14 protein-coding genes are annotated in these 15,020 nt (G+C 71.7%); 6 read left to right on the forward strand and 8 right to left on the reverse strand.

The window, feature by feature from the left end; translation table 11 throughout:
• Positions 1-69 precede the first annotated feature (69 nt).
• Entirely contained in the window at positions 70-1,590 is a 1,521-nt protein-coding gene (locus PVK74_RS15720) for an ABC transporter substrate-binding protein (protein WP_043328747.1), read from the forward strand.
• Between the two features lie 319 nt (positions 1,591-1,909).
• Here the strand turns inward: PVK74_RS15720 and PVK74_RS15725 are convergent, their stop codons facing one another.
• The 5 genes from PVK74_RS15725 to PVK74_RS15745 form a co-directional block, all read right to left on the reverse strand.
• Entirely contained in the window at positions 1,910-2,110 is a 201-nt protein-coding gene (locus PVK74_RS15725) for a hypothetical protein (protein ID WP_146074891.1), read from the reverse strand.
• Between the two features lie 264 nt (positions 2,111-2,374).
• Complete coding sequence (locus PVK74_RS15730; protein WP_043328746.1) at positions 2,375-3,826, reverse strand: P1 family peptidase; 1,452 nt, start codon at positions 3,824-3,826, stop codon at positions 2,375-2,377.
• A gap of 191 nt (positions 3,827-4,017) precedes the next feature.
• Positions 4,018-4,734 carry a FadR/GntR family transcriptional regulator gene (locus PVK74_RS15735; RefSeq protein ID WP_274476686.1) on the reverse strand — a complete coding sequence of 239 codons (717 nt, stop codon included), beginning with the start codon at positions 4,732-4,734 and terminating at the stop codon, positions 4,018-4,020.
• Positions 4,735-4,886: 152 nt separating this feature from the next.
• Positions 4,887-5,144: a hypothetical protein gene (locus PVK74_RS15740; RefSeq protein WP_274476687.1), complete on the reverse strand. Its 258-nt coding sequence runs from the start codon at positions 5,142-5,144 to the stop codon at positions 4,887-4,889.
• The gene (locus PVK74_RS15745) at positions 5,141-5,467 is read right to left on the reverse strand and encodes a DivIVA domain-containing protein (protein WP_369799366.1); all 327 of its coding nucleotides are present in this window, start codon (positions 5,465-5,467) and stop codon (positions 5,141-5,143) included. Before PVK74_RS15745 ends, PVK74_RS15740 begins: the two co-directional genes overlap by 4 nt.
• A 241-nt stretch (positions 5,468-5,708) precedes the next feature.
• Here PVK74_RS15745 and PVK74_RS15750 point away from each other — a divergent pair, with 241 nt between their 5' ends.
• The gene (locus tag PVK74_RS15750; RefSeq protein WP_030503874.1) at positions 5,709-6,125 is read left to right on the forward strand and encodes a GntR family transcriptional regulator; all 417 of its coding nucleotides are present in this window, start codon (positions 5,709-5,711) and stop codon (positions 6,123-6,125) included.
• A gap of 15 nt (positions 6,126-6,140) precedes the next feature.
• On the opposite strand, the gene PVK74_RS15755 is transcribed toward PVK74_RS15750, so the two are convergent.
• From PVK74_RS15755 to PVK74_RS15765, 3 genes are all read right to left on the reverse strand, one after another.
• Positions 6,141-6,545 (reverse strand): Asp23/Gls24 family envelope stress response protein, encoded by a 405-nt coding sequence (locus PVK74_RS15755; RefSeq protein WP_030503875.1) that lies wholly within the window; start codon positions 6,543-6,545, stop codon positions 6,141-6,143.
• Between the two features lie 296 nt (positions 6,546-6,841).
• Complete coding sequence (gene meaB / locus PVK74_RS15760) at positions 6,842-7,777, reverse strand: methylmalonyl Co-A mutase-associated GTPase MeaB (protein WP_240925857.1); 936 nt, start codon at positions 7,775-7,777, stop codon at positions 6,842-6,844.
• Between the two features lie 78 nt (positions 7,778-7,855).
• A complete protein-coding gene (locus PVK74_RS15765; RefSeq protein WP_069087246.1) occupies positions 7,856-9,049 on the reverse strand; it encodes an acetyl-CoA C-acetyltransferase in 1,194 nt (397 codons plus the stop codon).
• Positions 9,050-9,111: 62 nt separating this feature from the next.
• On the opposite strand from PVK74_RS15765, the gene mce reads away from it, so the two are divergent.
• The 4 genes from mce to PVK74_RS15785 all read left to right on the forward strand — a co-directional run bounded on the left by mce (position 9,112) and on the right by PVK74_RS15785 (position 15,016).
• A complete protein-coding gene (mce, locus tag PVK74_RS15770) occupies positions 9,112-9,576 on the forward strand; it encodes a methylmalonyl-CoA epimerase (protein WP_274476688.1) in 465 nt (154 codons plus the stop codon).
• A gap of 300 nt (positions 9,577-9,876) precedes the next feature.
• On the forward strand, positions 9,877-11,232 hold the full coding sequence (gene ccrA / locus PVK74_RS15775) for a crotonyl-CoA carboxylase/reductase (RefSeq protein ID WP_043328733.1): 1,356 nt from the start codon (positions 9,877-9,879) through the stop codon (positions 11,230-11,232).
• Positions 11,233-11,496: 264 nt separating this feature from the next.
• Positions 11,497-12,747, forward strand: coding sequence for a DivIVA domain-containing protein (locus tag PVK74_RS15780; RefSeq protein ID WP_043328731.1), 1,251 nt, complete (start codon positions 11,497-11,499; stop codon positions 12,745-12,747).
• 172 nt (positions 12,748-12,919) lie between these two features.
• Positions 12,920-15,016, forward strand: coding sequence for a coiled-coil domain-containing protein (locus PVK74_RS15785; protein ID WP_210884609.1), 2,097 nt, complete (start codon positions 12,920-12,922; stop codon positions 15,014-15,016).
• Positions 15,017-15,020: the final 4 nt, after the last annotated feature.

A 15,020-nucleotide genomic window follows, 5' to 3' on the forward strand; every position in this document is an offset into this window, starting at 1 on the left:
ACCACACTCCTAGTGTCCCGCCTCACAGGCTACGAGCGCCCTTGGCGTTCTTCGCGATGGGACACACGAATGAATCGGCTGAAGATAACGCTGCCCGCCGTGCTGCTCGCCACGGCGCTGGCTCTGACCGCGTGCAGTAGCGATGGTGACTCCGAGACCACCACCGGCGGTGGCGGTTCCGGCAACGGTACGGTCACCCTCGGCGCCTACCTCGAGCCGGTGAGCCTCGACCTGACCGCCGAGGCCGGCGCCGCGATCCCGCAGGTCCTGCTCTACAACGTGTACGAGGGCCTGGTGCGCCAGAACGCGGACACCGGTGAGGTGGAGCCGCTGCTGGCCAGCGAATGGAAGATGTCCGACGACGGCACCAAGTACACGTTCAAGCTCCGCGACGGCGTGACCTTCCACGACGGCCAGAAGCTCACCGCGCAGGACGTGGTGTGGAGCTTCAAGCGGGTGACCGCGGAGGGCTCGACGAACCCGTTCAAGTCCCAGATGACGGTCGTGAAGACCGTCGAGGCGCCGGATGCGTCCACCGTGGAGGTGACGCTGTCGCGGCCGAGCCAGAGCTGGCTGTTCGACGTCGCCGGCCGCGTCGGCGTGGTGCTCAAGGAGAACGCCACCGACCTGGGGACCAAGCCGAACGGCACCGGCCCGTTCAAGTTCGACAAGTGGAACCGCGGCGACAGCATCACCCTGGTGCGCAACGACGGCTACTGGGGTGAGAAGGCGAAGGTCGCGACCGCCGTCTTCCGCTACATCACCGACGCGAACGCGCTGAACAACGCGATGCTCTCCGGCCAGCTCGACATCGTGGCGAACATCCAGGCGCCGCAGCTGCTCGAGGTGTTCAAGGGCAACAAGCAGTTCCAGGTGATCGAGGGCAAGACGACCGGTGAGGTCGTCCTGTCGATGAACAACAGCAAGGGCCCGCTGGCCGACGTCCGGGTGCGCCAGGCGATCCGCCACGCGATCGACCACGACGCGCTGATCAAGACCGTGTGGTCCGGCTACGGCACGAAGATCGGCAGCATGGTGCCGCCGAGCGACCCGTGGTACGAGGACCGCACCGGTGACTTCCCGCACGACCCCGCCAAGGCCAAGCAGCTGCTCGCCGACGCCGGTCACGCGAACGGGCTCACCCTGACCATGGACGTCCCGCCGCCCGGCTACGCCCGCGCCTCCGCGCAGTTCGTCGCCTCGCAGCTCGCCGAGGTCGGCATCAAGGTGACCCAGAACAACGTCGAGATGCCGCAGTGGCTGGACAAGGTGCTCGGCAAGGCCAACTACGACATGTCGATCATCGCCCACGTCGAGCCCCGTGACCTGGTCCGCTACGGCCAGCCGGAGTACTACTACCGGTACAAGAACCCGGCCGTCACGCAGCTCATGAACGAGGCCGACACGGCCCTGGACGGGGCCACCCGGGACAAGAAGTTCGCCGAGGCCGCGAAGGTCATTTCGCAGGAGGCGGCCAGCGACTGGCTGTTCCTGCTGCCGAACCTGGCGGTGATCCGCGACGGCGTCGAGGGCTACCCGAAGGACGCGGTGACCCAGTCGTTCGACGTCACCAAGGTCTCCAAGAAGTAACCAGCACCACGACGTAGAAGGACCTGGTGGGCTCCGCCCACCAGGTCCTTCTACGTGTGCCTGCACCCGCGATCTTGCAGTTGCGGCCCCCGGTGCGGGGGATTCACCCCTTTCGTCAGGGCACAAGGCGCAAGATCGACGGTCCGGGAGGATCCCGGGAGCCGGGGTCCTCCCGGCGCTGCGGGGCGACGGGCTTCGGGGCCGGCGAGTCGGCGTGTCGGCCCGCAGTGCGCGAGGAGGTCGAGGTGATGGTGCAGGCGTGCCTCGGGTCGCCCCGACACCGGCTGGCCCGGCAGCGGCTCGGGCCGGCCGACGGCCTCTAGGGCAACGCCCGGGGCACCGGCACGAGCATCGCCGAGCCGGGTTCGCGTTGCCCGGACGCGGGACGTCGACGATCGTCGCCGAGCCGGGGCTGAACTGCGTACGCCCGGCCCTGGAGTCCGGCGACAGCGCTGCGCAGCAACCCGCCGAGGCGGCACGCTCCCCACGCCTGGCCGGCTGCGTCCGGCGCGCCCAGCATCTGCCCTGCTTCGAGGTGCGCGGGCCGTGACGGCCCACTCCGCCGATCTTGGAGTTGTGGCGCCCAGGATGCCCGAGTGGCGACTTTTGTGAGCCACCACAAGTCCAAGATCGGCAAGGCGCACGCCGGGCGCACGCCGGGCGCGCCGCGCGGGGCGGGTGGCTGAGGAACGCAGCGAGGCGGGTCCCGTCCGGAGTGGACGGAACCCGCCTCGATCGTTCACACGCGCCTAGCTACCGGCGCGAGGGTGAGACGGCGTGCGTGTCAGGCGAGCTGGTCGGAAGCCTGCCCCCGGCGGCGACCCCGCAGGTGCATGCCCAGCAGGCCGACGCCCAGGATGCCGGCGGCCAGCAGGCCCGTGGTCACGCCCGTGGAGAGCGTGGGACCGCCGGTGTTGTCGGAGGCGAGGACCATGCCGTTCTGCGACTCCTGCTGCGTGGTGTTGCCCGCCGGAGCGGCCTTCGGCTTGGGCTTGGGCTTGCCGTTGTCGGCACCGGCCGGCGCGGGGACCGGGGTCTGCGCCAGCGCCTGCGTGGCCTGGGCGAAGGTCTCCGGGGTCACGTCCGGGGCGTTGCCCTGCGTACGCCACTGCTTGAGCTGCTTCATGCCCTTGCAGGCCGAGGGGTAGCGGTCGCAGTAGCTGGTGGTGTTGCCGATGCTCTCGGACGAGAGAACGGCCTTGGCGATGGCACGGGCCAGCGTGCTGGCGCCGGCGTTGAAGATGGCGTTCAGCTGACGGGTGTCGGCCGGGTCGTTGATCTGCAGCGCCTCGCCCTTGCCGGTGGAGACGGCGAAGACGGTGTCACCGTCGCCCAGGGTGTGGATCGGGCTGATCGCGCGGGCCATGCCGTCGTGCGCGTTGCCGGACATCCGCTGGGCAGCGGCCTTCTCCAGCGGCGCGTTGGTGGCGACCACGGCGATCGTGGTGTTCGCCGGCTGCTGCGCGGCGGTGCTCGGCGGGTTGCACTCCTGCTTCTTCGGAGCCTTGTAGCCGGCGAACTCGTTGCCGATGCCGAACTTGACGCCGTACAGGGTGCAGTCGGCCGGGTCGACCGGGGAGCCGGCCGGGTTGACGATCACCATCGCGCCGACGTAGATGCCGTCGCCGAGGTGGACGCTGGCGGTGCCGACGCCGCCGCGCAGGCCGCCGCCGCGGGCTCCGGTGCCGCCGCCGACGCCGCCCTGACGGACCGGACCGTCCGAAGTGGCCTGCGCCGCGAGGTAGCCCCACTCGGCGGAGGTACGCGCCTTCGGGTCACCGCCGCGGCCGAGGTCGAAGATGTCCGCGGCCGGGACGATCGGGGCCACGCCGCCGGCGCCGACGCGTACGCCCTCGCCGCGGTCCTCCAGCCAGCGGATGATGCCATTGGTGGCGGACAGCCCGTACATGCTGCTACCGCCGAGCTGGATCGCGTTGACGCCCGGGTTCGAGTTGAGCGGGCTGAGCAGGTCGGTCTCCTTGGTGGCGGGGGCGCCGCCACGCTGGTCCACACTGGCCACAGACATCTGCGGCATGTACACGACGGAGGTGCCGGTCAGGTACGGGGCGGTGTCGGACTGGACCTGGCCGACCTGGATTCCGGGGACGTCGGTGATGGCGTTGTGGGCGCCCGGGGCGCCGGCGGCGGGGTTGGCCGACGCGGGCGACCCGACGAGCACGAGTCCCGGACAGACCAGGGCTGCCGCGGCGATCGCGGCGAATCTGGACGACTTCATGCAGCTTCTCCCATGTGAAGCGGTGCGACCTCCGCCCCAATCCGGGGCGGTCGATGCATTGGGCAACTGGTGGTCCCCCGTGGTACACGACGAGATGTGGGGGAGGCTACTGGTCAGACCAGTTGAAGGGAAGAGCCTGCTCAGCTGATGGCCGGCTCTCATAATCCGAGGTCAGGCCACATCAGGCGGATTCAGAGCAATACGTCCACCATCGAGCGGCGCGCCTCCGGCACGTACTCGGCGTAGTAGCGGTGCAGTTCTTCGCGGGTCAGCCGGGTGACCTCGTCGGCCTCACCGGCGCGCATCGCGTCGAGAACGCGGCGGTGGTGGGCCAGGGTGCGCTCCATCAGGGCCTCGCGGTCCGGCGCCTCGGCGAGCTTGGTGGAGATCAGGTCCAGCACCATGCTCCGGACCGCGTCGAGGCAGAGCACGAGCAATTCGTTCCCGGACAGCCGGGCGACGTGCTCGTGGAAGCGCACGTCGGCCGCGCTGAACGCCTCGTAGCCGTCGGCCACCGCGTCCCGCATGCCCGCCAACGCCTGCTCCAGTTCGTCCAGCTCGGACGGTGACGCCATCCGGGCGGCGACGGAACCGGCCGCCGACTCGATGATCATCCGGAACTGGAGCAACTCCGCCACGCCGAGCCGCCGGCTGTCCACGACCCGGGCGAACAGCTTGCGCATCGCCGAGGCCGTCGAGGCGATCACCTGCGGCCCGAGCGGGTCACCGGGACGCGAACGGATCAGGCCGCTGCTCTCCAGCACGCGCAGCGCCTCACGCACAGTGGACCGGCTGACGTCGAACTGCGTCGTCAGTTCGCGCTCGCTCGGCAGCCGGTCCCCCGGCCGCAGATCCCCGGCGGCGATCCGCTCCTCGACCTGCCGGACGATCCCCTCGTACGCCCTCACGGTTCGCACTGGAGCGAACGAGACACCCTTCGGCATGGCGAACCTCCCGACGCACGGCGGCCTTGCGCCGCTGGGAACAACGGTACGGTGCATCGACCCGTGCGGCGGTCAGCCCCCGCCCGTCGCGACGAGTGCGCAGGCCGGGCGGCGGGTCACCGGAGCGACCGGCGGGCGCACGGGCCGTCGTGGTCCGCCCGCAGCAGGCAGCGCCGGCCGTCGCCCATCCGCAGATCACAGAAGACCCGATGGCGTACGCCCTGCTCGTCCTCGGCCGAGACGGTGGTCTCGCCCGGGTCGGCCTGGGCGAGCACGCCCGACCAGCGGGCCACGACCCGGGCCAGGCGTACGGCGCCGGCCAGGTCACCGGCGACGACCGGCAGGTGGATGACGAACCGCTCGCGGGGACTCATCGACGGTACGCTCCCGCGTTCATCCGCATCTGCGCCTGCTCGGACTGCCAGCGCCGCAGCGCGTCCCGGACCCGCGCGGTCTCCTCCCGGCTGACGCCGAGCGCCCGGTAGACGTCGGCCAGGTCGAGCGCCACCCGGTCGAGGAACTCGTGCACCTCGGCCGGGTCGAGCCCGCGCCGGCCCAACCGCGTCGTCCGGAACCGCCGTTCCCGCACCTGCCAGGGGCGCAACGGCGTGTAGTTGGCCGCCCGGTAGCAGCCCGGCTGGGTGGTGCCGCGACCGGCTCGCGCGCGCCGACCGGGCCACCGGATGTTCCACCGCACGAACGCCTGCCTCTCGTGGTCGAAGGGACTGGAAGGGCGGGACCACCCGCCCGCCCCGCCACCGCAGCGTCACTTCGCGGTACGGCACCGGGGCAGTCGAGATTGAGCGCACTCGAAGGAGTCATGTCCGCCGGTTACCGCGCGAACACGCTCGACCATAGCAAGAATCCAACATGGCTACAATCCATCATTGCCATAAAGCCTTGATGGGTCAGATCTATCGGGGCACAAGGCTTACGTCATGACCATCGATCCGCGCTCGCACACGCCGGTCTACGTCCAGCTCGCCGACCTGATCCGGGAGCAGATCGAATCGGGCGCGCTGCCGCCCGGGGCGAGTGTCGGCAGCGAGTCGCGGCTCAGCCAGGAACACCAGATCGGCCGCGACGCGGTCCGGATGGCGATTTCGCTGCTGCGATCGGAAGGGCTCGTCACCACCAGCCGTCCGCTCGGCACGCGGGTCCGGGAGACGCCGCAACGCAGGCAGGTGGAGCTGGCCGCGGGCGCGAGAGTCGTCGCGCGGATGCCTACCGGCGCCGAGCGCCGGAACATGCTGCTGGACGAGGGCGTACCGGTGCTCGAGATCCACGGCCCGGAGGGCGACGTGGAGTTGCTGCCGGGCGACGAGGTGGAGCTGACCCGCCCGGCACACGACTGAGCCGGGCGGCGCTCGTCAGACGGTGGGCGTACCCATCGCCACGTCGTCGACCCGGATGTTGATCTCGGCGGCGCGCAGTCCGTACGCCTCGATCGCGGACGCCACAGCGGCCCGCACCTCGTTCGTCACCTGCGGCACCGGGTGGCCGGCATCGATCACGAGGACGAGGTTGACCACTGCCGACCCGTCGGTGACGTGCGCCGAGCAGCCGCGCCGCGCGTCCCCGACCTGGTCCAGCCCGACCCGGTCCAGCACGGCGTTGAAGAAGCGGGCGATGTCGCCGCCCAGCTCGGCCACCCCGGGCACCGACTTCGCGGCGGCCACCGCGATCTTCTCGACCACCTCGTCCGACACCGAAGTGCTCCCGCCCGCGACCACGCCAGGTGTCACCGGCAGCTCCTGAGTAGCGTCGTGCTCCACGCGTCCCACCCTCCCTCGTCCGGGGGAGCGTACATCGACCGTCGATCATGGAGTTGCGGCCCCGACAGAAGCCGCGAAGCAGGCGCTCCCGGGGCCGCAACTGCAAGATCGCGGGGTTGTGGGGTGGCGTGGGCCGGAGTTCGGCGAGCGCCTCCCGTCACGCGAGATCGGCGTTCCGCCAGGTGGGAGCGGTGGAGATCTTGGTACGAAAGGGCCCCTATGGGGGCCGATTCGTACCAAGATCTCGGCGGGGGCGGGGGCGGGGGCGGGAGCGGGGCGGGGCGGGGCGGGGCGGGTCAGGAGCCTAGCTGGGCCAGCAGCTCGTCGGCCGCCGCGTACGGGTCGATGGCGCCCTCGGCCACCTTGGCGGCGAGCGTCGGGAGCTGCGTACCGTCGCGCAGTGAGCCGATCCGCGCGCGCAGGACGCCCAGCGCGATCGCCTCGATCTCGGCGGCGGCCCGCGTCTCCCGGCGGCGGCGCAGCTCGCCGTGGCGCTCCAGCCAGTCGCGGTGCTTGTCGATCGCGGCGGCGATGTCGTCGATGCCCTCGGCGCGGGCGGCGATCGAGCGCACCACCTGCGGCCGCCACTCCCCCGGCCCGCGCTCGCCGAGCGCGATCATGCCCTGGATGTCGCGGACCGTGGCGTCGGCGCCGTCCCGGTCGGCCTTGTTGACCACGAAGACGTCGGCGATCTCCAGGATGCCGGCCTTGACCGCCTGGATCGCGTCGCCCATGCCCGGCGCGAGCAGCACCAGCGTGGTGTCGGCGAGCGAGGCCACCTCCACCTCGGCCTGCCCGACGCCGACGGTCTCGACCAGCACCACGTCGCAGCCCGCGCCCTCCAGCACCCGCACCGCCTGCGGCGTGGCCGCGGAGAGCCCGCCCAGGTGGCCCCGGCTGGACATCGAGCGGATGTAGACGCCCGGGTCGGTCGCGTGGTCCTGCATCCGGACCCGGTCGCCGAGGATGGCGCCGCCGGTGAACGGGCTGGACGGGTCGATCGCCAGCACGCCGACCCGGTGACCGCGCGCCCGCAACGCCCGGACCAGCTCGTTCGTGGTGGTCGACTTGCCCACCCCGGGCGAGCCGGTCAGGCCGACGACCTGGGCCTGCCCGGCGTACGGCGCGAGCGCCGCCGCGACCTGCGGCAGCACCTCGTCGCCGGACTCGACCAGGGTGATCAGCCGGGCCACCGCGCGGGGGTCGCCCGCGCGGGCCCGCTCGACAAGCATGGGTACGTCCCGGCTGCGGCGCACCGGGCCGGTGGCCGCCGCCGGGGCGTTCTGTACGTCACTCACAGGTATCAGCTATCAGCTCTCGTCACCGGTCGGCACGTGGATGATCAGCGCGTCGCCCTGCCCGCCACCGCCGCAGAGCGCCGCCGCGCCGGTGCCGCCGCCCCGGCGCTTCAGCTCCATCGCCAGCGTGAGCACGAGCCGGGCGCCGGACATGCCGATCGGGTGGCCGAGCGCGATCGCGCCGCCGTTGACGTTCACCTTGTCGGCATCAACGCCGAGGTCACGGGCGGACTGGATACCGACCGCCGCGAACGCCTCGTTGATCTCGATGAGGTCGAGGTCGTCGATGCTCAGGCCGCCCTTCTTCAGGGCGTGGTTGATCGCGTTGGACGGCTGCGAGTGCAGGGAGTTGTCCGGGCCGGCCACGTTGCCGTGGGCGCCGATCTCGGCCAGCCAGGTGAGCCCCAGCTCCTTGGCCTTGGCCTTGCTCATCACCACGACCGCGGCGGCGCCGTCGGAGATCGGCGAGGAGCTGCCGGCGGTGATGGTCCCATCCTTGGTGAAGGCGGGGCGCAGCTTCCCGAGCGACTCGGCGGTGGTGTCCGGCCGGATGCCCTCGTCCTCGCTGATCACCAGCGGCTCGCCCTTGCGCTGCGGGATGACCACCGGGGTGATCTCGTCGGCGAAGTGGCCGTTCTTCTGCGCGGCGGCGGCGCGCTGGTGGCTGGCCGCTGCGAACGCGTCCTGCTCCCCGCGGGTGATGCCGTGCTTCGCGCCGTGCCGCTCGGTGGACTCGCCCATCGAGCAGCAGTCCCAGGCGTCGGTGAGGCCGTCCAGCGCCATGTGGTCCTTGACCGCCACGTCGCCGTACTTGTAGCCCGAGCGCTGGCCGAGCAGCAGGTGCGGGGCGTTGGTCATCGACTCCATGCCGCCGGCCACCACGACGTCGAACTCGCCGGCCCGGATGAGCTGGTCGGCCAGCGCGATCGCGTCCAGCCCGGAGAGGCAGACCTTGTTGATGGTCAGCGCCGGGGTGGACATCGGGATGCCGGCCTCGACGGCGGCCTGCCGGGCCGGGATCTGCCCGGCGCCGGCCTGGAGCACCTGCCCCATGATCACGTACTGGACCTGCTCGGGCGCGACGCCGGCGCGCTCCAGCGCCGCCTTGATCGCGATGCCACCGAGCCTGGTCGCGGGGAGGTCCTTGAGGTTGCCCAGCAGGCGCCCCATCGGGGTCCGCGCGCCGCTGACGATCACCGAAGCCATTGCCTGCCTCCGAGGGGGTGCCGACCTGTACGCCTTAACGATTGTTCGGTCAGACTAGCGTCATGGCTGAGAACTCCCCCGTCGAGCCCGCTGCCGAGTTTGTCACAGACATCGGGCTGCGCCGCATCGACCACGTCGGGATCGCCGTCGGCGACCTGGACGCCGCGATCGACTTCTACCAGCGCACCTTCGGCATGCGCTGCATGCACACCGAGACGAACGAGGAGCAGGGCGTACGCGAAGCGATGCTGGCGGTCGGGGCGGACGCGTCCGGCGGCATGGTGCAGCTGCTCGCGCCGCTGTCCCCGGACACCACGATCGGCAAGTTCCTGGACAAGCGCGGTCCGGGCATCCAGCAGGTGGCGTACACGGTGGCGGACATCGACGTGGCCTGCGCGGCGCTGCGCGAGCGTGGCGTGCGGCTGCTCTACGACGCTCCGCGGCGCGGCACGTCGAACTCCCGGGTCAACTTCGTGCACCCGAAGGACGCCGGGGGCGTGCTGATCGAGCTGGTCCAGCCCGCCTGATGCGCAAGGAAGGGCCCCTTCTTAACAGACGTCTGTTAAGAAGGGGCCCTTCCTAACAAGTGGGAACGCGCGCGGCAGTGCGCGCTTGCACGTTCCCACGTACACCTCCACGCATCGGCCGATGCAGTTTTTCACAGAGGGGTTCCTGCTTTAGCTACCGTTAAGTAACGTCCGCCCGAACAGCAGCGGCGACCGGTGCCGAATGTGTCGATTGCCGACATGGCGGTCCCGTCGCACCGGCGCCGACGATGGCAGCACCCCTGCCCGCGGTGTGCGGGTGCGGACAAACGGGAGGTCACCGTGCAGGACATCCTCGAAGCGATCATGGCGGCGGAGGGTTCGTCGCAGCCGGAGCGGGAGCTCGCCGGGCTCGCCGGCCTGCCCGTGCCGGAGAGCTACCGGGGCGTGGTGGTGCGCGCCGAGGACACCCGCATGTTCGAGGGCATGGCCACCCGCGACAAGGACCCGCGCAAGGCGCTGCACGTGCAGGAGGTGCCCACCCCCGAGCTGGGCCCGGGTGAGGCGCTCGTCGCGGTGATGGCCAGCGCGATCAACTACAACACGGTGTGGACGAGCATCTTCGAGCCGCTGCCCACGTTCAAGTTCCTCCAGCGCTACGGCCGGCTCTCCGAGCTGACCCGCCGCCACGACCTGCCGTACCACGTGGTCGGCTCGGACGCCGCCGGCGTCGTGCTGCGCACCGGGCCGGGCGTGACCAAGTGGAAGGCCGGCGACGAGGTGGTCGCGCACTGCCTGTCGGTCGAGCTGGAGGACTCCGCCGGTCACGACGACACGATGCTCGACCCGCAGCAGCGGATCTGGGGCTTCGAGACCAACTTCGGCGGCCTGGCCGAGCTGGCGATCGTCAAGGCCAACCAGCTGATGCCGAAGCCGCGCCACCTGAGCTGGGAGGAGGCGGCCAGCCCGGGGCTGGTCAACTCCACCGCGTACCGGCAGCTCGTCTCGCACCACGGCGCGAACATGAAGCAGGGCGACGTGGTGCTGATCTGGGGCGCGTCCGGCGGCCTCGGCGGGTACGCCACCCAGATGGCGCTCAACGGCGGCGCGATCCCGGTCTGCGTGGTCTCCTCGCCGGAGAAGGCCGAGCTGTGCCGCAAGATGGGCGCCGAGCTGGTCATCGACCGTACCGCCGAGGGGTTCAAGTTCTGGTCCGACGAGCAGACCCAGGACCAGGACGAGTGGCGCCGCTTCGGTGAGCGCATCCGCGAGCTGACCGGCGGCGAGGACCCGGACATCGTCTTCGAGCACCCGGGCCGGGAGACATTCGGCGCCAGCGTCTACGTCGCCAAGAAGGGCGGCACGATCGTCACCTGCGCCTCCACCAGCGGCTACATGCACCAGTACGACAACCGCTACCTGTGGATGCACCTCAAGCGGATCGTCGGCAGCCACTTCGCCAACTACCACGAGGCGTGGCAGGCCAACCGGCTGGTCGCGCTCGGCAAGGTGCACCCGACCGTGTCGAAGACGTACGCGCTGGAGCAGACCGGCCAGGCCGCGTACGAGGTGCACCGCAACGCGCACCAGGGCAAGGTCGGCGTGCGGTGCCTCGCCCCCGCCGACGGACTGGGCGTCCGGGACACCGAGATGCGCGCGCGGCACGAAAGCGCGATCAACCGCTTCCGCGGTCACTGACCGTACGGTCGTCCCGGATTGCCTTTCCGGCCGACCCGGGCGCCATTCGACCGGCGTACGCACAAAGGGCCGTGGGTGTCGAACCCGCGGCCCTTTTCGCGCCGCCTTCCCCGCAGAAGCCCGACCCGCCCGACCCGCCCGGGAGCTGCCAAGATCGCCTATTGGTCCGGTCCCGCCGGGCGGCCGAGTTGACCATGTAAACAGGACGCGAAAGGTGCCGACCGCTCTTGCGAACCACCCTGGGGCGTCTGCCAGTATGTCCCAATGCCCCAGCAGCAGTCCTCCCCTCTTGCGTTCTTCGATAACGCGAACTCACAGCCCGATTTCACCGTTGGCCTGCGCGGTTACAACACCAACCAGGTGGACGACTTCATCGGCCGCCTCACCGCCGCCCTGAGCCAGTCCGAGCAGGCCCGCGCCGAGGCCGAGCAGCGGATGAACGACGCTCAGCGCCGGCTGCGGCAGGCCGAGCAGCGCCAGAGCGCGCTCGAGCAGAAGCTCACCGAGACCAACAAGCAGCTCGAGGAGAACAGCCGGCCGACCCTGTCCGGCCTGGGCACTCGCGTCGAGCAGATCCTGCGGCTGGCCGAGGAGCAGGCCAACGACCACCGCAACGAGGCCAAGCGCGAGTCGGAGGGCATCCTCTCCGCCGCCCGCCTCGAGGCGCGTGAGATCACCGACAAGGCCCGCGCCGAGGCCGCCGCCATGAAGGCGACCGCCGAGCGCGAGGCCGGCAGCGTCCGTACCGCCGCCGAGCGCGAGGCCGCCGAGGTCCGGGTGCAGGCCCGCCGCGAGGCCGACACGCTGCGCGCCGACGCCGACCGCGAGACCAAGCAGCTGCGTACGGTCACCGCGCACGAGGTGGCCGAGCTGAAGTCGACTGTCGAGCGCGAGGTCGCCACGCTGCGCGCCACCGCCGAGCGGGAGATCACCCAGCAGCGGGCCAAGGCCGCCCGGGAGGCCGAGGAGAAGCGCGCCGAGGCGACCAAGCTGCTCACCGACGCGCGCGACAAGCGCGACAAGGACCTGCAGGCGCTGGAGCTCCAGCTCGCCGAGCGGCGGGAGAAGGCCGAGCGCGAGGAGTCGGAGCGGCACGCCGCCCAGGTCGCGCAGACCCAGAAGCTGGTGAACGAGGCCGAGCAGCGCGCCCGCGCCGCGCAGGAGCGGGCCAAGGAGATCGAGCAGCGGGCCGAGGCCCGCCGGGTCGAGTCCGAGCGCACCGCCAACGAGACCGTCGACAAGGCCAAGGCGCTGGCCGACAAGACGCTCAACGAGGCGCGCGCCGAGGCGCAGCGGGTGCTCAACGAGGCCCGTACCGAGGCCGAGCTGACCACGCAGGCGGCCCGCCGCGAGGTCGAGGACCTCACCCGCCAGAAGGACGCGGTCACCTCGCAGCTCGGGCAGATGCTGTCCGGCCTGGCCGGCATCGTGCCGGGCGTGCCGGCCGGCGGCAAGGGCGACACCCCGAAGGCCGACGCCTCCGGGCAGAAGGTGACGGCCGAGTCGGCCGGCTGACCGTTACACCCGCTGTCGGGGGCATGAGCCACGGCGCGGGGTGACACCGGGTGACCGGTGTCGCCTCGCGCCGTCATGCTGTGCGGGCCCGTTTCGCCGGGAGGGTGAAGTAGCTCCCAGAAGGGGCGTCCGTATCGCCCCAGCAGAGCCGGATGCGTGTGAGGATGGGGTCATGTCGCACGGCGAGGAACTGTTCGCGCTCGGCGGGGATGTGACGACGGAGCCCAGCTTCGAGTCCGCCCTGCGGGGGTACGAGAAACGGCAGGTCGACCGCTACGTCGCTCGCGCGGAGCACGAGATCGCGGCGCTGACGACCGAGCGGGAACAGGCGTACACGCAGATCCACAAGCTGGCCGGTCAGGTCGAGGTGCTCCAGCGCGACCTGGCCCAGGTGCGCAAGCAGGCGGCGGTGGTGGACCGGGCGTCGTTCCGGCACCTGGGCCCGCGTGTCGAGCAGATCCTCACCATGGCCGAGGAGCAGGCCGACGACATCCTCGCCGCCGCCAACGAGGAGATCGAGGCCCGCCGGGCCGCCGCCGAGCACATCGTCGAGGAGGCCCGGGAGCAGGCCGCCCAGGCGCTGAAGGACTTCGAGATCGCGCTGGCCGCCCGCCGGAGCGAGGAGGAGCGGCACACCGCCGCCCGCAAGGCCGAGGCCGAGGCCACGCTGAAGGCCGCGAAGGACGAGTCGGCGACGCTGCGCAAGAGCGCGCAGGACGAGTCGGAGAAGATGCGCGCCGCCGCCCGGGACGAGGCGGAGAAGCTGCGCCGGACCGCCCAGGACGCGCTGGCGAAGGCCCAGCAGGAGGCCACCCAGCTCCGCGACACCGCCAAGGAGATCCACTCCCGGGCACAGCAGGAGGCCGCCCGGCTGCGCGAGACGGCCAAGGAGGCGCTGGCGAAGGCCCAGCAGGAGGCGAACCAGCTCCGCGAGGCGGCCAAGGAGGTGCACGCCAAGGGCCAGCAGGAGGCCAAGCGGCTCACCGACGCCGCCGCCGAGGCCGGCCGGGCCACGCACGCCAAGGCGCTCGCCGAGGCCAAGAAGATCGTGGACGACGCGGAGGAGGCGGCCAAGGCCACCCGCGGCCGGGCCCGCACCGAGGCCAACCGGCTCACCACCGAGGCCGCCGAGGCCGGCAAGCGCAACCGCGCCGAGGTCGAGGCGTACGTGCAGCGCATGCGCACCGAGACCGAGGCGTACGTGCAGCAGTCCCGCGCCCAGACCCAGCAGGAGCTGGGCGCCTGGCGGGCCGGGGTGGAGAAGGAGGTCGCCGAGCGGCGGGACAGCGCCGAGAAGGAGCTGGCCCAGCGCCGGGCCGCCGCCGAGCAGGAGTTCGCCAAGCGCCGCGACGAGCTGGACAAGCAGCATGCCAAGCGGCAGGAGGAGCTGGAACAGGCGTACACCACGCGCCGCGACGAGATCGAGCGCACCGCCGCCGACGTCCGGCAGGCCGCCGAGGCCGACGCGCTGAGCATGCGGCAGCAGGCCGAGCTGGAGGCCGCCGAGCTGCTGCGCCGGGCCGAGGCGGACGCCACCGCGCAGCGCCGCAAGGCCGACGAGCACGTCGCGGCCTCGCGCCGCCAGTTCGAGGAGTACGCGGCCACCACCCAGCAGCACCTCGCCACGACGCAGCAGCACCTGGCCGCGACCCAGCAGGAGGTGGCCGCCGGCCGGCAGCAGCTCGCCGGCGTGATGCTGGAGATCGCCAAGGCGCAGCAGGAGCTGGCCGACCTGCGTACCGAGACGTGGAAGTCGCGGCAGGAGTCCGACGACCTGCAGCGGCAGCTCGCGGACCTGCGGCGCGACGCCGACTCGGCCGGCATCACGGCCACCCCGGTCGACCCGGACGACCTCGCCGCCGCCTCCACCGGCCGGTCCACGGACGACGGCACGCCGGCCGCCGAGGGCACGTTGGTCACCAGCGGCGCGGAGAGCGCCGGCGACACCCCGGCCGGTGGAGGTGCGCCGGTGGCCGCGAAGGGCACCGCCACCGCGGTCCCCAACGGCGCCGGGCCGGCCACTGGTGACGGCGAGCCCGCCGAGGCAGGCAAGGCGAAGCCGGTCGGCGAACCGGTGACCACGATGGACTCCCCCGGCGGGGCGGGCGTCGACGGCGAGCCCACTGTTGCCGCCGTGCCGGGTGAGGGCGGGCGGGGCGCCACCCCCACGAAGATCACCAGCACCGGTGAGAACGGCAAGCGCCCGACCAAGCCGACCACCGACGAGCGCAGCGCCAAGCCCAGCACGGTGACGGTCGACAAGGACTGACCCA

Origin of the sequence: Micromonospora chalcea, assembly GCF_028768405.1 — a bacterium.
In the GTDB taxonomy this organism is placed as follows: Bacteria; Actinomycetota; Actinomycetes; order Mycobacteriales; family Micromonosporaceae; genus Micromonospora; species Micromonospora chalcea.